The sequence below is a fragment of the Pseudogulbenkiania subflava DSM 22618 genome, from assembly GCF_900177275.1.
GTDB lineage: Bacteria > Pseudomonadota > Gammaproteobacteria > Burkholderiales > Chromobacteriaceae > Pseudogulbenkiania > Pseudogulbenkiania subflava.
The window spans coordinates 1-23598 of sequence record NZ_FXAG01000013.1; the positions used below are offsets into that span (position 1 = coordinate 1).

Below are 23598 nucleotides of genomic sequence, written 5' to 3' on the forward strand. Positions count from 1 at the left end.
CTCACCCGTTCGCCACTCGTCAGCGGGCCGAAGCCCCTGTTACCGTTCGACTTGCATGTGTAAAGCATGCCGCCAGCGTTCAATCTGAGCCAGGATCAAACTCTTCAGTTCAATCTCATAGCAATTTTTGGCACGCAAGATCAAAGAAATATCGAGATACTTCCTGTCTTGCAGTGCAAGTGTCGGCTTTGCCGAGCACTCACACCTATCGGTTATTCTGTCTGTTAAAGAGCGGTGCTGACCGCCTCGTTTCCGTCGCGGCGTCAGCTGAGGAGGCGAACTATACGCCCCGACCCCACCCCCGTCAACGCTTTTTTACAGAAAAATCGCAAAAAACTGGCGCATCGACCACAAGCCATTGATGTATAAGCAAAACCAATTCGTAAACAAAAAGGGTTGGCCGAAGCCAACCCTTGTTATACGCCCCCAGAAATCGGGGGCGGGTCGCATTTAGCTGACCTTGCGCTTTTTCTTTACTACGGGTTTGTCTTCGTCAGCCGCTTCCAACTCCGGCACCCGCACGAAATCGATGCGACTGCTTTCCAGGTCGGCGCGTACCACCTTGACGGTGAGTCGACTGCCCAGCTGGTAACGCGCCCCGCTCTTCTCGCCGATGATGGCCTGGATGTCCTTGCGGTAGTGGAAATAGTCCTTGCCGAGCTCGGAGATGTGCAGCAGGCCCTCTACATAGATGCCGTCGAGCAGCACAAACACGCCAAAGCTGGTGACGGCACTGATTTCCCCGGTGAATACCTCGCCGATCTTGTCGCGCATGTAGTAGGTCTTGAGCCAGGCCTCGACGTCGCGACTGGCATCGTCGGCACGACGTTCGGTCATGGAACAGTGCTCACCCAGTTGCGACCATTTCCCCGCCTTGTAGTGCCGTCCGGCCAGCACCGCCTTGATGGAGCGATGCACCAGCAGATCGGGGTAACGGCGGATCGGCGAGGTGAAGTGGGTGTAGGCGTCGTAGGCCAGGCCGAAGTGGCCGATATTGTCCGGACTATAGAGCGCCTGCTGCATGGAGCGCAGCAGCATGGTCTGCAACACCGGGGCATCCGGGCGGCCGTGGATCTGTTCGGCCAACTTGGCGTAATCCTTGGCAGTCGGGGTTTCGCCCCCGCCCAACGCCAGCCCCACCAGCTTGAGATAGGTGTTGAGGTTTTCCAGTTTTTCCGGCGTCGGCCCTTCGTGCACGCGGAATAAGCAGGGATGCTCGTGCTTGAGCAGGAAATCGGCCGCGCACACGTTGGCAGCCAGCATGCACTCTTCGATCAGTCGGTGGGCGTCGTTGCGTACCACCGGCACGATCTTGTCGATCTTGCCGCTCTCGTTGAACACCATTTGGGTTTCGGTGCTGTCGAACTCGATGGCGCCGCGCTCTTCCCTCGCGGCCAACAACACCTTGAAGAGACTGTACAAGGTTTGCAGGTTGGGCAACATCGGGTGATCGGAGCCATGCTGCAACCAATCCCACACGGCGTTATAGGTGAGACGCGCCTTCGACTGCATCACCGCCGGATAGAAGCGATACTGTTTGACCTCGCCTTTGGCGCTGATCTGCATGTCGCAGACCATGCAAAGACGCTCGACGTCGGGGTTGAGCGAGCAGATGCCATTGGACAGGGCTTCCGGCAGCATCGGAATGACGCGGCGCGGGAAATAGACCGAGGTCCCTCGCTCCACGGCATCTTGATCCAGCGCGTCTCCCGGCTTGACGTAATGGCTGACGTCGGCGATCGCCACCACCAGACGGTAGTCGTTGCCGACACGCTCGGCGAAGACGGCGTCGTCGAAGTCGCGCGCGGATTCGCTGTCGATGGTGACCAGCGGCAGCTCGCGCAGGTCTTCCCGGCCCTTGTGATCGCTCTTGCGAACCTTTTTCGGCGTCTCCTGGGCCTGCTCGACCGCGGCATCCGAGAAGATGTGCGGCAGATCATGCTGACGCAGCGCGATCTCGATTTCCATGCCGGGGTCAGCGTAGTTGCCGAGGATATCCACCACCCGGCCGATGGGCTGACGATAGCTGTCGGGCTGCGACGATATTTCGACGATCACCACCTGGCCATGCTGTGCGCCCCCTTCGCCGCCGGGTTCGATGAGGATGTCCTGATTGATGCGCTTGTCTTCCGCTACCATCAGCCACACGCCGCGCGACAGGTAGATGCGCCCGACCAGCTTCTGCACCGCCCGCTCCAGCACTTCGACAATGCGGCCTTCGTTGCGGCCACGCTTGTCGGTGCCAGTAATGCTGACCATGACCCGGTCGCCATGCAGCACCTTGTGCATTTCGCGCTCGGACAGAAAGATGTCTTCGACGCCCGCCTCTTCAGGGATGGCGAAACCGTAACCGTCGCGATGGCCCGATACCTTGCACTTGATCAGTTCCAGTTTGTCGGCGACGCAGATGGCGCCCTTGCGATTGATGATGATCTCGCCAGAACGCTCCATGGCCTGCAGGCGACGTTCGAAGTAGCGAAATTCATCCTTTTTGATGTCGAGCATCTGGGCGAGCTCGTCCGGCCAGAGTGGCACACCCTGCTCGGTGAGCAGTTGAATGACAAATTCCCGGCTCGGTAAGGGGTTGTCATACTTGAGTTTTTCCCGCTCAAGATGGGGATCCTGCAAGCGCAGGGAAGTGTTTTTCTGTTTTTTTTGTTTCGAGGGCATTGACAATTTCTGGGAGCTCCTTATAATTCGCATCTCATCGCAGCACTGCTGTGGCGCAGATGATACAGCAAAGCGATGCCCAGGTGGCGGAATTGGTAGACGCACTAGGTTCAGGTCCTAGCGGTGGCAACACTGTGGAAGTTCGAGTCTTCTCCTGGGCACCACGGAATAGTTTGAAGATGGGCTAAGCATAGCCGGTCTGTAGTTACAATTTAAAGTTTTATGCCCAGGTGGCGGAATTGGTAGACGCACTAGGTTCAGGTCCTAGCGGTGGCAACACTGTGGAAGTTCGAGTCTTCTCCTGGGCACCAGACAAAAGCCGTTGAGTTCAACTCAACGGCTTTTTGTTTTTCCACCCCCTCCCCCGCGCTGGCGCCGACTCACTGCACAGCGACCGCTGTTGCTCTGCGTCTATTCCAAACAAAAAAAACAGTCGTTCCGACTAGCACACCCTAAAGCGCTTACTATAATTTTTTCAAGCAAGTCATTGAGTACAACGCCATTATAGGCAGTGCCATGTACACGAACCATTATGGCCTGGCCGATCCGCCTTTCTCGATCGCGCCGGACCCGCGCTTCCTCTTCATGAGCCATCGGCATCGCGAAGCGCTCGCTCATCTGATGTACGGCATTGGCGGGGACGGCGGGTTCGTGTTGCTGACCGGCGAGATCGGGACCGGCAAGACCACCATCTGCCGCTGCTTCCTGCAGCAATTGCCTGACAATTGCGACGTCGCCTTCATCTTCAACCCGAAGCTGAACGTGCTCGAGCTGCTGTCGACGATTTGCGAAGAACTCGACATTCCCGCCCCGCCTGATCACACCAGCAACAAGGCCTTTACCGACGGCATCAACGACCATCTGCTGGCGGCCCATGCCCAGGGACGGACCACCCTCCTCATCATCGATGAGGCGCAGAACCTGGACAGCGACGTGCTGGAGCAGATCAGGCTGCTGACCAACCTTGAAACCGACCAGCGCAAGCTGCTGCACATCATCCTGCTGGGTCAGCCCGAGCTGCGCGACAAACTGGCGCGGCCCGAATTGCAGCAGCTCTCGCAACGCATCGTCGCCCGCTACCACCTCGGCCCACTGCAGCCGGAGGAAATTACGGCTTACGTCCACCATCGGCTGGATGTCGCGGGGAGCCGGCGCACCTTGTTTTCCCCCTCTCTCAACCGCCTGCTGTTTCGCCTGAGCGGGGGGATACCGCGCAAGCTGAACATTCTGTGCGACCGCGCCCTGCTCGGTGCCTACGTGCAGGGCAAGGACGCAGTCGACCGCGAGATCGTGCGTCAGGCCGCCAAAGAGGTATACGGCCAGAGCGCACCCCGGTCGTGGCAGAAACTGGTGATTGGCCTGGGTGCCTTGCTCAGTGCCACGACCCTCGCGACGGCCTTGTTCTATTACGCCGAGCCCTTTGCCCAAAACCGGGCGGTTCCATCGACCCCAGGCCTGAAACCGTCCCTCGCCAAACACGCCGCTCCGGCCACCTCTTCGGCCCGCGCCATGCGCACGGACACGTCGGCCGTATCGGCTCCGGCCTTTCTCGCACAGAGCACGGGCCCGGACGGCGTGAGACAGGCTTACCAGGCACTGCTGGCACGCTGGGGTATCCGCTTGCCCGTCGACGACGAAGCCAGCACCTGCCGGCAGGCGGAGGCGTTCGGGTTGCACTGTCTGAGCGAGTCAGGCGACCTGGAGCAATTACGCCGCCTCGATCGGCCGGCCGTGCTGCAGCTGCGTCTGCCGGATGGGGGCACGGGTTACCTCTTGCTTTCCGCCTTGCACGACAGCCAGGCCGTCCTGATGTCCGGTGCGCAGATGTTCACGCTGCCGCTATCGGCCCTGAACCAACTCTGGAGCGGGCGCTACACCCTGTTATGGAAGGCGCCGCCCAACTACCGGGCCCCGCTGGCGCGCGGCAGCCGGGGATTGATGGTGTCCTGGTTGAACCATCAGTTCGGCCAACCTCTGGAACCGTTGTCGGCCACGGCCCAGAACCCGCTGTTCGATGCCCGGCTGGAGGAACAGGTCATGCGCTTTCAGCGCGCGGATGGCTTGCCGAGCGATGGCATTGTCGGGCCGCACACGCTGATCCGTCTGACCCGCAGCAGCGATACGACCTCTCCGCGCCTGCTTGGCACGACCACGAAAAATCCAGGGATGAAGGGGTAGCTACCATGTCATACATTCTCGACGCTTTGCTGAAGGCCGATCAGGAACGACAGCGCTCCGCGGCGCCGACCCTCAACTCGGTCCACGTGACCGGCACCATTGCAGCCACCGGCCCGCACCGGCGCTGGCCCAATCTGGCACTGCTAGCGCTGTTGGGTGGAAGCCTGCTGGCTGGTGGAGCCCTGTTCGTGTTGCGCCCCCCGGCAGCAAAGCATTTGGCCGAGACTCCACGACCTCAGGCCGATGCACCGGCCTTGACGAAAAACCAGGCCTGGCGGGGAAGTCAGGACGGCCGCGCCGTTCCGCCACGGCAGGACAGGGAGCGGACGGCCCCGGCCAGCCAGACGCCGCCTCTGCCCACCACGACCGCGGAGGAGAAAATCGCGCCCCCGGCAGCCGTTCAGCCAAGCCCTCCCCCGCTCCCCTCCGTGGCCAAGATTCGGCGTGAAACGCCCTCCGCCGAGGAGCGGCACCACAGCAAGGCTCCTGTTCCAACGCAACCCGCGGTCACGGAGGCAGCGGCCGCCGCGACAACGGCCCCCGCACCAGCCGAGCCCACTCCTTCGGCCAACCTCAAGCGCAGCAACCGGGTCATCGATTTCGGCGAGCTGCCGGCGGAACTACGCAAGGAAGTGGAACAGAACGTGACGGTGGCCGGTGCCTCGTTTTCGGCCGACAACAATGAGCGAATGGCCATCATCAATGACCGGGCGCGAAGGGCCGGCGATGAAGTCGCGGCCGGGGTGAAGCTGGAAAGCATCTTGCCAGACGGCATCATATTGAATTACAAGGGATATCGTTTCCGCACCGGCATGTATTGACAACGACAAGCCGCACACCGGACTGAGCTTATTGATCAGTCTCCGATGCGGCAGAGGGATCACCATGACAACCCGTTTTCCTCTCTCACCCCGCCTGATCGCACGCCTGGCCGTCGTGTTACCAGTCCTCCTCCTGACAAACGGGGCCTGGGCCGACATCTATGCGTTCAAGGATGCCGACGGCACGCTGCACTTCAGCAACGTGCCACAGGACAAGCGTTATGCTCTGCTCATGCGGACACCGAAGGAGGCCCCGGCTCCTGCCGACAGCTCGGCGTCGGCAAGTGAACGTCCCGCCCAACCCGCACCGGCCATTGATCCACAGCTGCGTGCCCGCGTAGCCGGTCTGATCGATGACACCGCCCGCACCCTGAACATGGACGCCGCGCTGCTGCATGCTGTCATCGCAGTGGAGTCGGGCTACAACCCGAACGTGGTTTCCCCCAAGGGAGCCATCGGCCTGATGCAGCTGATGCCGGCGACGGCACGACGTTATGGCGTGGCCGACCCCTACGATCCGGCGCAGAACATTCGCGGCGGAGCGCAGTACCTGCGCGACCTGATGAGCCGCTTCGACAACGACCTTAAGCTGACGCTGGCGGCCTACAATGCCGGCGAGCAGGCCGTCGCCCGCTATGGCAATACCATTCCGCCGTATAAGGAAACACTGAATTATGTCCCTCGCGTCATGAGTGGCTTAGCTCGCAATCAACAGCAACCCTGAGCCGCTTTAACCGACGTACCCCGCCCTGAAAATGCCAGCTTGAACAGTATTCCGCCATAGTGTTGCCACGTTCATATTTTAAATATTTTTTTGAATTACTTGTTAGAGAATACTAGCATTAAGCGTGTGATTTGGTTTCGCCACCGGGAGAATGTGAAGCCGCCTTCCTGTTATCGCACTGAAGAATCACCTCGATGATTCAGCAGGTGCTGAAGTCTTCCGCATCGTGCTTGTTGATCATGTGGACGAATAAAAATAACGAAGATAGATAGTTCTGCTGGCAATTAAGTAGAAAAAAAGGGGAATCTGCGTGCGATTCCTTTAGAGAGGAACCGCCTTTGAATGTTTCAAAGGAGGTGTATCGTGGGTACGTGTTTTCATAAATTAAATCGAACCGCTTTGACGACAGCCTTCGCTGCCTGCATGGCTGTCATGGGATTGGGTGCGGCGCCCCCCGCCTTTGCCGCCGACCCTAGCGACCAAAGCATTTTTGAACTTGGGCCGGGCCAGAACTGCGACGAAGGAGGCCTGACCAACATTCTCGGTGACACGACATCCTGCAGCAGTGGAACCCCTTCGGCGGGTCCCGATTGGGCTGATCTTTTCGTCGTCAACCCCAATGGTACGGTTAGCACCGGCAACAATCTGTATGGCGGGGTTGTGGCCCGTTTCATCCAGGACCAGCCGGGTAACATCGCTGACCAAACCACCTATACCAGCCAAGGTTCCGATACCAACTCACAGCATCCGACAGAGTGGACCTGGACTACCGCCAGCGTCCCGTCCAAGGATGACATCACCAACGCCTATGTCTACGAAAAAATCGTCAATGGACATAGGATGCTTTACGTTGGCGCCGAACGCGAAGTGCCTAACGGGGATTCTCACATCGACTTCGAGTTCTTCCAGAACAACGTCGGCCTGGACCATACCCCACCCTGCCCGGCCAATACGGTTTGTAAGTTTACGGGTTCGAATAAGGATGGCGACCTCCTCATCAGCATGGACTTCACCAACGGTGGCGACTTCGCGGGTTTGTCCATTCGGGCGCGTCATGAAGGCGTGAAGAGCAAACAAGTGGATACCGTGCTCGGCAAGATCGCAACCGGGGATAACTACGACCTAATTGGGGTCGTGCCCGCTGGCTGCAACTTCGACCTCAACGGTGTCCATCGGGTATGCGCCTTCAGCAACGGAGGCACGATCGATGGCGGACCTTGGGTCAACGTCGACGGCCAGGGAAATGAAATCTTTTCGTTGCAAAAGAACGCCTTCACCGAGTGGGGCATCGACCTGACCGCGCTGAATCTCACCTCATCGTGCTTCCCGAGCGTTCTGGTGAAGACTCGCTCTTCGCAATCCATCACCGCCCAGCTGAAGGACTTTGCCCTCCGTGATTTCGAGAATTGCAGCGCAGCGGTCAAAACGGCGATCCGGGATGGCTCCGAGAACGACATTACGGGCAGTACCAACATCGTTGGCGGCACCGTGATTCATGACAGCGTCGTTGTAACGGGCTCGCCGACAGGCGGAACGCCAACTGGCAAAGTCATCTTCTACCGCTGGGACAATAAAACCTGCTCTGGCACCCCTGCAACTACCAGCGCGGAAATTGACCTGACAGCAGGAGGCACGGACTCGAATGGCAATCCGACCGCTGTGGCGAATTCCGGTACGTACACAACCATACCGGGTCAGGATATCTCCTATTTCGCCAGCTACGGCGGCGGCGGGTTCTATCCGGCAGTACCGCTACCGAGCCCTGTTCCCTCAGCATCATGCGAACCGTTAGGAGTAACAACGCTGGCGAGCTCGGTATTCACCCGAATCCGTCAAGACAGCGCCTCCGGGGCAATCCTTAACAACACGGCAGTGAACACGGATGTCACTGGTGGCACCGTCCACACGGTTGACGTCGCAACGGTGACGGCCACGGTTGGCAGCAGCGTGACGGCAGTTCTTGGCGATGCTCAATGTAGCAATCCAACCAGTGCAGTTCCGGGTAGCGTCACATTCAGCAAGTACACAACGGCCGATTGCTCTGCCTTGGAGACGCCAGCGGTGGAATACAAGTGCGTTGGAAGCACTACGTTTAACAACGGGACGGCTACAGCCACTGCGGTCTCCTCGACAAATGACCTTAGTGGCTCAGCGTTCCTGTGCTTGCGGGCGAAGTACAATGGCAATGCGGCCTATAACGCATCCGACCTCTCGGATAAAGAGCCGTTGTGCGCCTTCCCGTTTGTACCGTTTACGCCGTAAGGCCGATGGGGATGCCGACAGTTTGAATCCGGCATGACAAAACAACAGGGCGGCACGGGGAAACCCGTACCGCCCTGTTGTTGTTCCATCGGACGTTATTTCAATCTTCTTTAACGCGGGCAGTCTTTTCCTACTTTACCGACAGTCAAGCCGCTCGCCAGGTGCGAGTTGAATAGCGGCGCGCAGAACGCAGCTATCCTTGCTTGGGATCACTTGATGCGTCCCTTCCCCTTCGTACTGGTCGTCGTCGTGGTCGAGGAACCTACCGAATAGGTTGCCGAACCGCTGCCGCTATATGAAGTGCTGGTGCTATTAGTCGCCGTAGCCACGATACTGTAGGAGCCCGCCAAGGCCGTGGATGCGGAGGTCACCGTCAGCGTCGTCGAGCCCGTACCGCCCGGGCTGATGGTCAGCGCGCTACTGCCCAAGGTGCCGGTCCAGCCGGAAGGCAGGCTCGACTGCAGGTTGAAGGCCGACGCGGAGCAGGCGCTATTGTCGTTGTTAGCGACCGCCACGGTGTAAGTGACAGCGGTACCGGCAGCCACCGAGGTGCTTTGCGAGGATGACAGCACCACGGATGGATTGGCCCTGGTGCACGTCGAAGTCGTGCTTCCACTACCCGACAGCGTCACGGTCACCCCAGCATTGCTGCCATTTGCCCAGGCGGTACTAATGGTCACGCCAGCAGCAGGGTCGGAGAAGCTCTGACCCACGCCCAGGGCGGGATCCTGCGCATTGTATTCGATGGTTGCCCGCGTCATGTCCAGCAGATAGCCACTGCCGCCGCCATTGTTCTCGGAATAGGCATGCACCACCACACCGCTCAGGATATTGCTACTGTTGACGGAGGGGTAACTGCCGCTGATGGGCCCGCTGTCGAAGCCGATCGCCTGGCGAAACTCCACGTAGTACCACGTCTTGTAGCCATACGCGTCGAGGCCTTTGAAAATCTTGAGCGCCTTGGGGTTGGTGCCCGTGGGCTCGTAGGGATCGATCGTGTAGGTACCGCTGGTGGTGACAGTGGTGATGGGGGGCATGCCGCTGTTGTTCAGCCAGCCTAGCCGCTCTTTCTGGAAGGCGTTGAAGTGGGGGGCATTATATTGAGATGCCGCTCCCATGGTATCCAACGTGTCGCCGTACTGGACCATCGTGCAAGCGGTATTGTTCGAAATGGGAAAGAGCACACCATTGCCGATGACGGAACCATTCGAGCAATACAGGCCATGGGAATGTTCGAGGCCCAAGTTATGCCCCAGTTCGTGAGCGATGACGTTCACGGAAAACAAGCCATTGATCCATGCTTCGTTGCCGCCCACCATCGATGCGCCGGCAAAACCACACGCCGCAATGTAGGGCGTGACATACACGTAGCGGGTGTACAAGGACAGATCGACCCCAGCCGCGGTGGCCGCCTGCTTGGCGTAGGTGGCAACCGACGCGGTATCGCAGGTCGACATGGTGCTGTTGAGCGGTAACGTATACCAGCCGACGGTGGTTCCGACGATGGTCGTCTGCTGATAGGAATTCTCGGTGTAGAAGCCGTTCACCGTCCCCTGGCCAGAACCGAAGATCAGTGAATTTGCCCCGGACAGCGTGATGGGCTGCCCCGTATAGGAGTTGGTGTAATTGGTCGGCTGGTCCTGGAAGTTGGCCAAGATGACGAGCGTCTTCTGCTCACCCAGGGTATTCGGCATTGCCACCTGTGCAAGCACTTCGATACTGCCGCTGGTGCTGCCACTGGTGTCGAGGTAGACGAGGTTACTGCTCTTGACGCCCTTCACGCGCAGCTTGGTGCCGGTCCGATGCGGCGGCACCTTTCCCTTGAATTTCAGCTCGTAGCGGTCGCCCGATTCGGTTTTCAGGAAGTGGCGGGTGCGGCTCTTCTTGTTCTTGAAGTCATCCTCGTGCAGGACTTCCAACGTACCCTGGAGTTGGACGGACTGCGCCGCGGAAGGAGCTTGGGGGCTTTGGGACAAGCCGGAGGCGGATTGGGCAAAGCTGGGGGAGGCAAAAAAAAGCAGCGTCAGCCAGCAACACATCAGGATGCTGTGCAGGCCGACGCGCTGGCCGGATAATCCCCCTGAATGGCGAAGCATGAGATTCCTTTCTTCATAAAAGGAAACCCCACCGCAACCTAACCGGTCATTTCGCCAAGGCTATCAGGATAAAAAAATGCCCCTATCGCAATAACAATAAACCCTTTTTTGTTTTGCCATTTTTATTATCTTGATAACCATTTATTGTTTTTGGTAGCCAATAACCTGCCACGAAAAGGCGCTCTTGTCTTCGGCGCCGTCTGCGGTGGATGTTTCCTATGTTTGCTTAACATTGGCAGGCTCACTATACACCGCCAGCCACAAATGGCAATCGACTATCCGGCAAGGTGAAAAAACAAGACATTTGAATGGAACAAAACACAAAAAGAACAAAAAGTCATAGCACTAGCAAGCAATCTGGCCACGATCCACGAAATCAGTAATACCAAAGCCGTATCTATGCAGCAATATATATTTATTTAACATAAAATAATACAAATAAAAAAGCCGTACAAAAACCATCAGACACGAAAGAAAAAACCCCTTGGGAAACCAAGGGGCTAGTGGGTGGGAAATCTGGGCTGGTTTATTGCTTGGCGACGTTCTCGCCCAGCAATTGTTCAATCCTCTCTGCCGGAACGGCACCAGCGATACGGGTGCCGTTTTCAAAAATCAGGGTTGGGGTGCCGTTAATGCGGCGCGAGCGGCCGAATTCGGCCAGTTTCTCGACCGGATTGTCACACTCCCCTTTGCCTTCAGGAACGATGCCACCCTGCATGGCGCCCTGCCAGGCCTTTGCGCGATCCGGCGCGCACCATATCTTCATGGATTTGGCGGTGGAGCCCGGGTGCAGTTGCTCCAGCGGGTAGAGGAAAACGTAGAGCGTCACGTCGTCGACCTTGCGCAGCTCGGTCTCGAGCTGTTTGCAGAAGGGGCAATCCGGGTCTTCGAAGATCGCCAGCTTGCGTGTGCCGTTGCCTTTCACGATCTTGATGGCCTGATCGAAAGGCAGTTTGTCGAAGGGCATCTCTGTCAGCTTCTTCAGCCGCTCGGCGGTCAGGTTCTGCCGGGTCTTGGCGTTGACCAGGCTGCCCTGTATGACGTAATTGACCCCTTCATCGGCATAGAGCACCTGCCCCCCCACAAAAATCTCATACAGCCCCGAGAGGGACTCTTTCGTTACCGACTCTGCCTTGGCTCCTGGAAAGCGCTGTTCGAATAACGATTTGACTGATTTTTCATCGGCCCAGGCTCCATTTGCCAACCATACCATCGCAATGACCGCGCCCAGCAATAAGTGTTTCTTCATGACCCTCTTTCCCTTTTTTCTGTCCGGAAATACGGAATAAGTAAAATTAGATATAGTTCAAGGAGGGAAATGATGCACAGGATTCATCATGCCGATAACCCGGTTGATCGGAAAAACCGGGCACAAACGGGTGAGGGTTGCCGAGCGACATTGCCTTTGACATAACTAGCGATCAAGCAGCCGTCTTTTCGCCGGCCACCCCGCTCGCAATTTTGTATTATCTCCAAACAAAAAACATCCCATCAGCAGCGCGGATATTCATATATATGGATGTTTATTTCCGAGAGTTGCCAACATTATATTTTAAACATGACGTTGAATCTTTCGAAACCATGCCCTAATATTTATTGTGTATCTTTCTCTTACGCTGGAGGCAACCCTATCGGTATACACATTTGCGCCCGCCAATTAAGCCTATGCCGATCCGTCCATTGAGCAGAACAACCTGCTGAGTGCAGGATGAGCCAATAAGGACATAAGAAGTAACAGCAATAAAACATCCTGGCGATATTGTCGCTGGCCGTGGGGGAATCAAGCGTGCGATTCCTTGGCAGGAACCGCCTTTGAGCAATCAGAGGAGGTATGGAAATGGACTCCAATTGTTTCGGGAGACGCCGGAAAGCTCCCAGAACGCACTCATCCGCCACGGCGATGACGCCGGGCGGCGACAAACGACCTTTACTAACATTTTTCCGATTACTACTCACCACCTTGCTTCTAGTTCTCGGCGCAAGCCCTGCGTTTGCTACCGATCCGAGTCATGTCAATTTCACACTGGAAGGCTGCCGCAATGACGGGTCGATCACCTTCCCGGTCGGAGGCCCTTTTGTTTGCCCTGATGCGGCCTATACCACGGGCAACCTTGGCAAGGGCTGGAATGAGCTGGACCTGGTTCCCCACCGTGTAACAGCGGCAGCGGGCAATTCGGCACCATCAAACCAGATCTATACCATTGCCGTAGTGGCCGACAACTTGAGCGGAACCGCCCCCGGCTATGACGTCGTTTCAGTCCCCGTGCTGAACACCTCCTTGTCTAGCGGTTCGTGCACGGCCCCCACCGTTGGCGCCCAGACGAATATGACGCCAGGCTTGGGGGGGCTTGACCAATCCATCTTCCGCCTAGTAACCATCACGCAGGCCAAGAATACGACCTGTGTGTATGACTACTATGAGCGGCTTGCACTGGGCTCGCATTTGTTCCCGGGATCGTCGCTTCACTCGAACCTCGCACTCCCAACCGGAGCATCCACTGTTGATTGCTCTGGGCTTGGCTGCCGCGATGTTTCCATTCCGGTCAAGGAAATCCTGCCGCAGGAACTGCGCAAGGACATGTCGGCGAAGCAGGACACCGACTTCACCTGGAACATCACCAAGGAAGCCAACCCGACCAAGGTATCGTTCGGCAACGTCTGCTCCAAGGACTTCTCCGACCAGAAACCGGTCGAGATCACCATCACCTGGACCAAGTCGGCGGCCATACCCGGTGTCGTCACCGTCACGACCAACGTGTACGCCAAGAACCCGGCGTCGCGCACCATTACCGTGAACGTGACCGACAAGATCTACAAGGGAACGACGCAGGCAAACTTGCTCGACACGGCTAACTCCGGCGACAAGGATGTGCCGGCCGCCACCGAGCTGCTGGTGCTGACGCATACCAAGGTGCTGTTGGCAGAAGACGGCAGCGATGGCTCTCTCAATGACGTCGCCACCGCTACCTACATCGACAAGGCTACCGGCATCGCAGTGCCTGGCAACACCGAAGCCAAGGCCAGCGCGACCATCGGCACCGGCACGACGACCAACGCAACGGCTGTCATCACTGATACCGAGTCGATCAGCGGCAACTTCCTGAAGTTCTCGGTTGACAGCCTCGGCGGCAGCGTATCGGGTAGCTTCAATCCGGCCTACACTCTCGGGACTCAGACCACCGGCCCGGTCGGCTGGACCTCCGGCGAGCAGAGCACGAGCGGCTCCGTGGTGTTCAACAAGACCATCCATCTGGCAGGTCAGAAGATCACCTCGGGCACCTTGACCGACACCGCGACGCTGACGCCGAAGGATGGCACCGCTCAGGTTTCGGGACCGGTCAATGTCACGATCAACTCCGACGCGTCGGCTGAGCTGACGATCAAGAAATCGATCGATGCAGAGGCCATGTCGTTCCTGGGCACCGGTGAAAAGTATGTCATCAAGTTCACCATCACCCGCCTCGGTGACGCCAGCTACAAGGCAGAGAAGGAACTCACCTTCAATCCGGGTGACGCCTCGCCGAAATCGGTCGTTCTGGATAGCCTAGTGCCTGACACCTACCTGGTCACTGAAGAAGCCCTCTTCGTCAATGCCAGCAACGTCAGCACGTCCGGCGTCATTGCCGATCCGAGCGGTAGCCAGCGGACGGTGAACCTTAATGTGGTGGACAGCTCGCCAACCTGCACAGGGACGGCGGAGTTCAACAACAAGCGGGCGTTTGGACCGGCTACGGCCCAGGTTCAGAAGATCACCGACCCGACCCAGCAATCTGGTGATGATGGCTACGCATGGACCTTTACCCTGACCGGCCCGGGAACCGGCTCTGGCGTCACGGCGGTAGCCAATGCTGGACAAGGGTATGTGACGTTCCAAGTCGGCGGCGGTCAACCGTTCTCGCTTTCGGAAGGAAGCTATACCGTCACGGAAACCACCAAGGCAGATTGGGACTTGAATAGTGTCAACGGTGACACGACCCTCAAGACCTGCACCTTCACGGTGGATTACCCGGCCGATGCGAGCAAGGTGTTCTCTTGCACCTTCAAGAACATCAAGCGCGCCCAGGTCCAGGTGATCAAGACCTTCCAGGGTCTTCCGATCACGGGTAGCGAGGCCTTTACCTTCAGCCTGCGTACCGGCGCATCCGCTTCGTCGGATGGCACCAAGCTGCAAACCCTGGTGGCCAGTTCGCTCAATGGCGGCACCATCGCCTTCGACAAGGTGGTCCCGGGTACCTACCAGCTGTGTGAAGAAGGCGTATTGCCGGGATGGACGGCAACCTTGGCCTCTCTGCCTGGCGCGTTCTTCCCGCCCAATGGCGGCGACAACAGCACCGTCTGCGTCGGCTTCACTCTCAATGCGGGTGATTTCAAGCAGATCACCCTGGACAATGCTCCGCCTCCGGGAGGCAATGCGCGGACCATCGGCTACTGGAAGAACTGGTCGTCTTGCAAGCAAAGCAATGGCAAGCAAGCCCCGGTTCTCGACCAGACCATGGCCAGTGCCGAGCCGACCGGCATCCAGGTAGACAGCTTCTATCTGCATGGCAGCGTGGCAACGCCGAATACGGCGCCGGATTGCAGCAAGGCAGTCAGCTTGCTCAACAAGTCCACGTTCTCCGGCACGAAGAAAGCCAGCGACCCGCTGTTCAACATGACGGCGCAACTGGTGGGTGCCGAACTGAACTACGCGGCGGGAGCGGCCAAGTGTGCGAAGGTCACCGATGCCATCAAGCAAGCCAACGATCTCTTGACCAAGTACCAGTTCACTGGGAACAGTTACACCGGCAAGCTGAGTGCAGCGGATGCCAGCCTGGCGAACAGCCTGGCCACGCGTCTGGACAACTACAACAACAACCTACCGAGTGCCTGCCAGTAATCAGGGCGGCATGATGGAAAAAGCCCGGCTTTCGAGCCGGGCTTTTTGTTGACAGGACAAGCCAGGAGCCCCCGGCTGTCGACTGATGACTTGGCCGTTACCTCGTGACTTGCACCGCCACGCTGGCACTGGCCGTGTTGACGCCATCGCTGATGGTATAACTGAAGCTGTCCGTCCCCTTGAACTTCCCGTTCGGCGTGTAGGTCACCGTGCCGTCGCTGTTGATCACGGCCTTGCCGCGGGACGGCGAGGTAATCGACTTGAGCGACAGCGGCTTGCCTTCCGGATCGGAGTCGTTGGCCAGCACGGCGATCTTGACCGCCGTACCGCTCAGGGTGCTGGCGCTGTCGTTCACCGCGACCGGCGGCTTGTTGGTCGTCGTCCCCGAACTGCTGGTCGCCACGCTATAGGTGGCCGAGGCCGCCGCGGTGTAGCCGCTGGTGGTGCCGTTGGCAGCGCTGGTGCTGACGCCGTACGAACCGGCAGTTGCCGTCGTCGACGACGTTACTGTCACCGTGGTGCTGGCACTGGCGCCCGGGGCCAGCGTCAACGACGAACTGGCGAGCGTACGGCTCCAGCCCGCCGGCACGGTGGCAGCCAGGTTGAAGGCCGAGCTGCTGCAGGCACTGGAGTCGGTATTGGTCACACTGAGCGTGTACGTGACCGACGAGCCCGGCGCCACCGAGGCGCTCTGACCCGGCGACAACGCCACACCCGGATTAGCATGGGTGCAGGTCGGGGACGGAGGTGTCTGGCCGTTCATGCTGACGCTCACCGTGGCTCCGCTGCTGCTGACCGACTGCAGTGCAATGGTAATGCCATCGGTACTATCGGTCAGGCTCTGACCCACGCCCAACGGCGAATCGCTGATGTCGTCGGTGGCTGAACTGTTCGGCGTGGTATCGAGCAGGTTGCTGCTGTCGCCGTCACCATCGGTACCGGTATGCACCAGCACGCCATTCATGGCACTCGGGAAACGCGAGATGTCGCTATCGAAACCAATCGGCTGACGGAACTCCACGTAGAACCAGGTCTTCTGCCCAGTCGTCGGGTCCGTGCTCTTGAGCACCTTCAAGGCCTTGGTACCGCTGCTGGCTGCCGCGTAGGGCTCGAGCGTGAACGTCCCTCCATTGCTCTCGATAGTGGTGATCTTTGGCGAGCTGCCATAGTTCAGCCAGCCCAGACGTTCTTTCTGGAAGGCGTTGTAATGCACGACCCCGCTTCCCATCGTATCGAAAGGGTCGCCGTATTCATTGCGGGTGCAGCTGGTGCCCAGCGTCGTCGCCCCACACTCCAACGAGTGAGCATGCCACAGGCTGAGGTTGTGTCCCATTTCATGGGTCACGGTGCCGCGATAGAGCGCACCATTCAGCCAAGCGGAGGAAGGCGAACCACCGACGGTGCCCATTCCGGACCAGGTACAAGTCGTGTTGCGCGGGGTGACATAGACACGGCGCGGATAAAGAGACAGGTCGATGCCAGCCGCCGCCGCAGCCTGATTGGCGTAGGCGGCGATGTTGTCGGGGCTGCAGGTCTGCGCGATCGGCAGGGTATACCAGCCGAAGACGTTGCCGCTCAGCCAGGTCTGTTGCGAGGAGTTTTCCTTCATGAAGTTGCTGCTATCGCCGAACACCGTGGTGTTGGCTTGTGCCGCCGTGTAAGGCTGGGTCTGGTTATCCTGGAAGTTGACCAGGAGTACGGCCGTCCGCTGCTCACCCAAAGTATTCGGCGCGGCCGGTGCGGCGAGCACCTGATAACTGGTGCCACCAGTGGAATCCAGCGCAAGCACGTTGCCGCTGAGCGAGCCTTTGACCTTTACCTTGGTGCCGGTGAGCTGACGCGGCCCGCGCTTCTTGAATTTCAGCTCGACCCTGCCCTGCTCCGAGCGCAGGAAATAGCGGTAGCCGGTGGTCTTGTCGAAGTTGTGCACGTGCACCACTTCCAACTCGCCTTCACGCTCGACGGCGGCCGCGGCCGTGGTCGTGCCCTGGTTTTGCGGAGCCATCTTGGTTGATTGGGCAAGGCTTGGGCCAGAAGCCAGCAGAGTCAGGCCCAACAGCAAGCCCGGCATGACACAGGTAAACAAGCCCCTTTGGCCGCAAGGTGCGGCGGCAGTTCCAAACATGAGGTTCCTTTCTCATTGTCTGGGAAACTCACCTGCCAACCCGACCCGAATGCGAACAAGACGAACCCGCCCTTTCCTGTACAGGAACTTGACCCCCTTTGGCCCCCCTGAGGAAATGACTGAGCAGCGATCGCTTCTTGCTGCGGCCACACCTTATTTGTTGCCTTGGCTCCTGTTTTTATAAAGAGAGCCTGGTGTGCGCCAAAACGCTATCAGTCAAGTCATTGCGAATGCCCGGGAACCGGACATCGCCAGTGATTTTTCCCTGATTTCTAATAGATCAGGCCCTCACTATACACATCAAAACGGGGTCGCCGAGGCTGTTTCCCGGCGTTGCCAACAGATAAAACAGACTCACTATGCCTTTGTTCTAATTAAGGATATGTCATTAACAAAAAAAGATAAAACACGGCCGATTACGGCAAAACTATGGGGTATTTACAACGCCCGGCAGTCTGTCCGAAACCGGAGGGAAGATGATGATGGGCTAGGCCGATGAACAGCCGGCGCGATGGCGACGATGCGCGGCGATACGATCTGGAAGCCTTGAATTCACTGCACGGCGGGCGCCTGGGTCTGCTCGTCAGCGGCGTCCTCGCTGTCCTGCGCGTCGGATGTCGAAAGGGTATTTTGGCTGCCGTTGGCGGTACCCGGCTGTACCAGCTGATAGCTGAATTGCCAGCGGGAATAGCGTTGGGCGCCTTTGAAGGCGGCATCCGGCGTCGCGAAGTTGTCCACCTTGATCGGGGTGCCGCGCGCCAGACTGTAGACCCCGGCGATGCCTTCGTCCGGCGCCTTGAGCAACCCCCACTCCGGTTTGCCGGTCATCGGGTCGAAGTAAATCTTGCGCAGATAGCGCTGGGTGGTGGGATACCGCTTGTCCAGCAGCAGGTCGTCGAGGCTGCGCGGATAGCGCTTGACCCCGCCGGGAGAGCGCTCGTAATACTGGCGGATGGCTTCGCGGAACTGGTGGCCGACAAACAGCAACTGCTGCTCTTTCTGGCGCTGGATCACGGTGGACCAGACCTCGCCGGTGGCGGCCAGCAAGGCCCCCATGATGGCGACCAGCATCAGTACGCCCAGGTAGGTGAAACCCGACTGGAGCCGGCCGGCCGTCCCCCCCCTTCTGGCCCGGGAACCGTTGTTCGGCCAACCTTGCACCACACCGTTTCGCCTCGCCATGGCTACCACTCGCTATACGCCGTGCCGTCCTGCCCCTTGCCGGTGGCACCGCTCTTCACGTCGTACACCGCGCCCTTGGAGGGATCGTCCGGGGGCACCACCACCCAGGTCGTCTGACTGTCGGTGAACGGGTCCTTCGGCAGGTTGCGCAGGTATTTGCTGGACACCAGCTCGTCGAGGGTATCGGGATACTTGGCGCGGTCGCCGTAATACTTGTCGATGGCTTCGCGCAGGGTGGTCAGGTCGCTGTGCAGCACCGCCTCCTTGGAACGCTCCAGGCTGCTCAGGTAGCGCGGCACGGCAATGGTCAGCAGCAGGGCGATGATGCTCATCACCACCATCAGCTCGATCAGGGTGAAACCGCTTCGATAACGCCGGCGCCCACCGCATCGCTTGTCCTGTTTCATCACCATGCACCCAGCTTGTCGAGGCGTGGCGTCAGCCAGGGTTGGCGCCGCGCCGCAGAGTTTGTCGTCCGCCCGACCGCTTCCGCACGCCGGCCCGACGCCATAGCCCGACCGGTGGGCGGTCGCGTCACCACTGCCGGTAGGGAATGCCGTTCAGCCCGCGCGCCTCGGTCTTCGAGTAGACATCGTAGACATCGTCGCCCTCTTCCGGCGCGTCGGCGGGGCTGGCGTAACTGCGCTTGCCCCAGGTATCGGCGGCGGCGACCAGGGCATCGTCGCGGGCCATCGGGTCGCGCGGAATCCGACGCAGGAAGTAGAACTTTCTCTTCTTGTCCGGATCCTTGGGGTCGGGCACCCCATCCACCAGGATTTCCAGCGAGGGCGGGTAGCCGGACGCATCGGCCGCCTTGGGGATGCGCCCCTCGTCCACCGCCTTCTTGTAGGCGTCGATGGCCTCCCGAATCTGGGTCAGGGCCAGACGCAGCTCCTGCTCCTTCTCGCGCTGTACCGCGAGTTCGGCCATCGGCACGGCGACGCTGGCCAGCAGGGCGACGATGGCGACCGTCACCATCATCTCGATCAGCGTGAACCCGCCGCTCCCGAGACGAGCGCGGCGCGACGGCTGGAACGGTGTCACCTCATCGCCCTCCTCCGTCCGCCCTGTTTACTTGGCCGGGGCGGCTGGGGCCGCTGGCTGGCTGGGTGGCGCCGATTGATACGGCACAATGCCAGGTACCGGCACCATGGTCGGTGCGCTCGGGGCCGCCGGAGCCGGAGCAGCCGGAGCTTCAGCCGGTGCTGCCGGCGCTGCCGGCGCCACTGGAGCCGAAGCACTCTGTGCCGAGACGCCGCCGACCACCGCCCCCATGCCGCCGATGCTGCTTTCGGTGCCGGCGCGGAACTCCGAGATCTGCCGGTCGGGCAGGTCCAGGTTATGCACGATATGCGGGGTGATCAGCAGCACGATTTCGGACTTGGAACGGGTGTCGTTGTTGCTGGAGAACAGGCGCCCCACCACGGGGAGATCGCCCAGCCCCGGAATCTTGGTGATGGAGCGGCGGTCTTCGTCCTGGATCAGCCCGGCCAGTACCTGGGTCTCGCCATCGCGCAGGCGCAGCGTGGTATCGGCGGCGCGCGAACCGATCTGATAGGCGGTGCTGGTGCCAAAGTCCACCTGCTTGACGATGCTGCTGACTTCCAGCCCGACGTCGATGGTCACATCGTCGTCCAGGCCGATGCTCGGTTTCACTTCCAGTTTGACCCCGACATCGAGATAGGACACCGACTGCGCGATACCGGCGTTGACCACGGCGGTGCTGGTGAACACCGGCACCTTGTCGCCGATGTGGATCTTGGCCTTTTCATGGTTCTTGACGCGGATGCGCGGATTGGCCAGCACGTTGGCGTCGGTATCCTGGGCCTGCAAGTGGAGCACCAGGGCCGGATTGGCGATGAACGTGGTCAGACCGAGCGGATTGTTGCGCAGGTTGATCACCCCGCTGGCCACCGTCGCTGCCACCCCCGGCGTGACGACCGGCGTGACGGCACCGGTCGTCGGGTTGGTTACCGTCCCGGTCTGCGTGCTGGTGCCGCCGGTCAACAGGCCATACCCCACCTGGCTCGGCCAATCGATCCCCAGGCTCTGCAGACGCGCCCGGTTGACCTCGACCACCTCGACATCCAGGATCGCCTCCGGCTCGGCCAGATCCTGCGAGGCGATCAGCCGTTCGGCTACCTTGACCGCCTCCGGCGTGTCGCGCATCACCACCAGGTTGCGCTTGTCGTCGACGAACACGTCGCGCGTCTTGAGCAGGGCGCGGATCAGGTTGGCGGTGTCCTTGGCTTCGGCGTTGGCGAGATAGAAATTCTTGATCACCAGCTCCTGGTAATCCTTCTGCTTCGCCGGATTGTTGGGGTACACCATGATGGTGTTGTCGTTGAGGACGCGCCGGTCGAGCTGGTTGGTCACCAAGAGCAGCTGGATGGCGTCCTCGATGGTGCTGTTGCGCACGAAGATGGTAGCCTTGAGATCGGGCCGCACGTCCTTGTCGAACACGAAATTGATGCCGGAGGTGCGCGAAATCACCTCAAACACCGCCTTCAGCGCCGCATCGCGGAACTCCAGCGTGATCGGCCGCGACAACGCCGACTTGAGCTGCGGACTGGCCAGCGCGTCATGCGGCTTCGCCTCGTTGAGCTTGCGCTGCAGTATCCGGGCCTCGCGGTGGCGCGGATTGTCGGCCAGCACCTGCCCCACCAGCGCCATGGCCTGATCCACCGCCCCCTTCTGCTGCAAGGCCCGGGCATCGTCCAGCAGCTTGCTGTGGCGACGGTCCATGGCCAGGCTGTCCAGTCCGGCGTTGGCGCGCTGGTTATACGGGTCGATCTTGAGGATGCGGCGATAGCCGGCCTCGGCCTCGTCGAAGTTGCCGTTCAGCTGCGCCGTCACGGCCTGCGCCAGCCACTGATTGACGGTACGCTCGCGCTGGCTGAACAGGTAGGCCTTGTATTCGGCGTTGGTGGGGGATTCCTTGACCGCCTGCTCCAGCTGGGCGAAACCTTCTTCCACCTTGCCTTCGGCCAACATCCGCTTGCCTTCGACGAAGGACTTGTTGCTGGCACACCCCGCCAGGACAGACAGGGCGACCAGCATGAGAAAGAGTAAGCGTTTCAATTTGCTCCCCCTATTTCCAGGGATTGCTGCATGCTCAGCGGCAGGAAAGTGAACGTCATCATCGGTGGCGCGATGGTGTCCACCCGGTAAACCCCGTCGACGACGTCCCCCGTTTTCAGCGCCAGGTTACGATCCCCCTGCGTCACGAACACCGTGACCTGATTGCCGTCGATCACCTTGCCCAGATAGCTGAACGGCAAGGGCGGTGGCGCGGGCGGCGCCGGTTTGGGCGGCGGCGGCGGCACGAACCAGCTCTGGTGGGCAAAGATATTCTTCACCTCCTTGTCCTCGCCCTCCCCGCTCGCGCCGCGCTGCAGCGTGTCGATGCTCATGGCCAGCAGCACCGGCGCCTGCTCCTGCGGCTTGGCGCTGGCATGGCGGCGCGGCTCGACCTCGACCACGGCGCGGGAGCCCTTGTCGCCGCCATCCGGCCATACGGCCAGCAGCAGGGAGAGCGCCAGCGCTCCGCCCAGCAATGCCCAGCGTTGTCGTTGCGACAGCATGCTCATGCCCCCCGTAGCAGCACCACCAGGCGGACCGTGGCGTCCAGCTGCTCCTGGCCGATGTTCTCGCGTCTGAGACGCAGATCGGCCAGCACCGCCGCCGGGTTGTCCCGCAGCACCTGGGCCAGGAAAGCCCGCAAGCGGGTATACGAACCGCTCACCGGCAGGCTGATCTCGTAGCGCCACAAGCGGCCGCTCTTGTCCGGGGATATCTTGTACTCGCCCTTGGGCAACACCAGCGACTGCGCCTCGGCGGCGGCATAGATCTTCTCCAGCCAGACGGGAGCACTCTCGCGCGGCGGGAACGACTGGTAGAAGCGCGCCAGGCGCAGCTCCGGGGCGGGCTCGGGCTTGGCCGCCGCCTGGCGCAGCCGGGCGATCTCGCGCTCCTGCTCCCGGCCTTGCTGCAGCAAGGCCGCCTCGCGTTGCTGCAGCGGCAGCGTCACAGTGAGGTGGAACAGCCCCGCCCCCAGCAAGGCGGCCAGCAATACCGCTCCCGGCCAGCCCAGCTGCCGCAGGGCGTAACGCAGGCGTGGCAGCAAGGTGTTCATGGTTCGGGCTTCCACGCAGCCAGCACCGAGAAGCGAAACGGCTTCTCGTTGTCCTGCTGATTGATGTGATGCTCCAGCAGCTCCACGCTGCCCAGCCCCGGCTGCTGCTCCAGCCGTTCGATGTAGCTCAGCATCGCCTCGCGCTTCTTCACCTCGGCGGTAATGCGCACGCTGTGCTTGAGCGGATCGGGCTCGACCGCCAGCAGCGCCACATCGTCGGTCTTGCTCTGCTCCAGCGCGGAAAACAACGCCGGCCAGGGCTGGTTCAGGCTCTGCCAGACCGCGTTGGCCTGGTTGATCGCCTGATCGAGGCTCTTGTCGCGCGGGCGCTCGCGCGCCGGCTGCAGCCGCTGCAGGGTATGCCGGTTGTCGGCCACCCGCTGTGCCCTGCGCTCCACCTCGTGCGACACGGTGAGGTAATACCAGGCGCTCAGCAGCAGCACCAGCAGCGCCGCCAGCACCATCAGCAGCGCCTTGCCGGCGAGTTTTTCCTGCTTGCGCACATAGTCCAGCTCGATCGTGAGCATGT

General features: G+C 60.1%; 16 protein-coding genes, 2 tRNA genes and 1 rRNA gene. 7 read left to right on the plus strand and 12 right to left on the minus strand.

The genetic code is table 11. From position 1 onward, the window contains the following. Nucleotides 1-111: ribosomal RNA gene (locus B9N72_RS12270) — 16S ribosomal RNA — on the minus strand; the annotation flags it as partial. Between the two features lie 339 nt (nt 112-450). Then, complete coding sequence (gene rnr / locus B9N72_RS12275) at nt 451-2670, minus strand: ribonuclease R (protein WP_085276685.1); 2220 nt, start codon at nt 2668-2670, stop codon at nt 451-453. A gap of 77 nt (nt 2671-2747) precedes the next feature. Here rnr and B9N72_RS12280 point away from each other — a divergent pair. The 6 genes from B9N72_RS12280 (at nt 2748) to B9N72_RS12305 (ending at nt 8655) form a co-directional block, all read left to right on the plus strand. Continuing rightward, nucleotides 2748-2834 (plus strand) — tRNA-Leu (locus B9N72_RS12280). Between the two features lie 60 nt (nt 2835-2894). Further along, a tRNA-Leu gene (locus tag B9N72_RS12285) sits at nt 2895-2981 on the plus strand. Nucleotides 2982-3186: 205 nt separating this feature from the next. Then, on the plus strand, nt 3187-4848 hold the full coding sequence (locus tag B9N72_RS12290; RefSeq protein ID WP_085276686.1) for an ExeA family protein: 1662 nt from the start codon (nt 3187-3189) through the stop codon (nt 4846-4848). A gap of 5 nt (nt 4849-4853) precedes the next feature. Beyond that, nucleotides 4854-5669, plus strand: a complete 816-nt coding sequence (locus B9N72_RS12295; protein WP_085276687.1) for a general secretion pathway protein GspB — start codon at nt 4854-4856, stop codon at nt 5667-5669. Nucleotides 5670-5733: 64 nt separating this feature from the next. After that, nucleotides 5734-6393: a lytic transglycosylase domain-containing protein gene (locus B9N72_RS12300; RefSeq protein ID WP_085276688.1), complete on the plus strand. Its 660-nt coding sequence runs from the start codon at nt 5734-5736 to the stop codon at nt 6391-6393. Nucleotides 6394-6756: 363 nt separating this feature from the next. Beyond that, a complete protein-coding gene (locus B9N72_RS12305) occupies nt 6757-8655 on the plus strand; it encodes a hypothetical protein (RefSeq protein WP_143477825.1) in 1899 nt (632 codons plus the stop codon). 209 nt (nt 8656-8864) lie between these two features. On the opposite strand, the gene B9N72_RS12310 is transcribed toward B9N72_RS12305, so the two are convergent. Continuing rightward, nucleotides 8865-10751, minus strand: a complete 1887-nt coding sequence (locus B9N72_RS12310) for an NEW3 domain-containing protein (RefSeq protein WP_085276690.1) — start codon at nt 10749-10751, stop codon at nt 8865-8867. A 526-nt stretch (nt 10752-11277) separates the two neighbouring features. Further along, nucleotides 11278-12000, minus strand: a complete 723-nt coding sequence (locus tag B9N72_RS12315) for a DsbC family protein (protein ID WP_085276691.1) — start codon at nt 11998-12000, stop codon at nt 11278-11280. A 582-nt stretch (nt 12001-12582) separates the two neighbouring features. On the opposite strand from B9N72_RS12315, the gene B9N72_RS12320 reads away from it, so the two are divergent. Beyond that, nucleotides 12583-15627 carry a hypothetical protein gene (locus tag B9N72_RS12320; protein ID WP_234985967.1) on the plus strand — a complete coding sequence of 1015 codons (3045 nt, stop codon included), beginning with the start codon at nt 12583-12585 and terminating at the stop codon, nt 15625-15627. A gap of 97 nt (nt 15628-15724) precedes the next feature. Here B9N72_RS12320 and B9N72_RS12325 read toward each other — a convergent pair whose 3' ends face one another. The 8 genes from B9N72_RS12325 to B9N72_RS12360 form a co-directional block, all read right to left on the minus strand. Then, nucleotides 15725-17632 carry an Ig-like domain-containing protein gene (locus B9N72_RS12325; RefSeq protein WP_234985968.1) on the minus strand — a complete coding sequence of 636 codons (1908 nt, stop codon included), beginning with the start codon at nt 17630-17632 and terminating at the stop codon, nt 15725-15727. Nucleotides 17633-18304: 672 nt separating this feature from the next. Next, a complete protein-coding gene (locus B9N72_RS12330) occupies nt 18305-18934 on the minus strand; it encodes a type II secretion system protein (protein WP_234985969.1) in 630 nt (209 codons plus the stop codon). A gap of 2 nt (nt 18935-18936) precedes the next feature. Next, nucleotides 18937-19341: a type II secretion system protein gene (locus B9N72_RS12335; protein ID WP_085276778.1), complete on the minus strand. Its 405-nt coding sequence runs from the start codon at nt 19339-19341 to the stop codon at nt 18937-18939. A gap of 127 nt (nt 19342-19468) precedes the next feature. Further along, nucleotides 19469-19978, minus strand: a complete 510-nt coding sequence (locus tag B9N72_RS12340) for a type II secretion system protein (protein ID WP_085276695.1) — start codon at nt 19976-19978, stop codon at nt 19469-19471. A gap of 27 nt (nt 19979-20005) precedes the next feature. Next, complete coding sequence (locus B9N72_RS12345) at nt 20006-22015, minus strand: secretin N-terminal domain-containing protein (protein WP_234985970.1); 2010 nt, start codon at nt 22013-22015, stop codon at nt 20006-20008. Further along, a complete protein-coding gene (locus B9N72_RS12350; protein ID WP_234985971.1) occupies nt 22012-22518 on the minus strand; it encodes a hypothetical protein in 507 nt (168 codons plus the stop codon). The genes B9N72_RS12345 and B9N72_RS12350 overlap by 4 nt, the downstream gene beginning before the upstream one ends. Before the next feature lie 2 nt (nt 22519-22520). Next, the gene (locus B9N72_RS12355; protein ID WP_085276698.1) at nt 22521-23069 is read right to left on the minus strand and encodes a hypothetical protein; all 549 of its coding nucleotides are present in this window, start codon (nt 23067-23069) and stop codon (nt 22521-22523) included. Further along, on the minus strand, nt 23066-23596 hold the full coding sequence (locus B9N72_RS12360; protein WP_085276699.1) for a hypothetical protein: 531 nt from the start codon (nt 23594-23596) through the stop codon (nt 23066-23068). Before B9N72_RS12360 ends, B9N72_RS12355 begins: the two co-directional genes overlap by 4 nt. Nucleotides 23597-23598 lie beyond the last annotated feature (2 nt).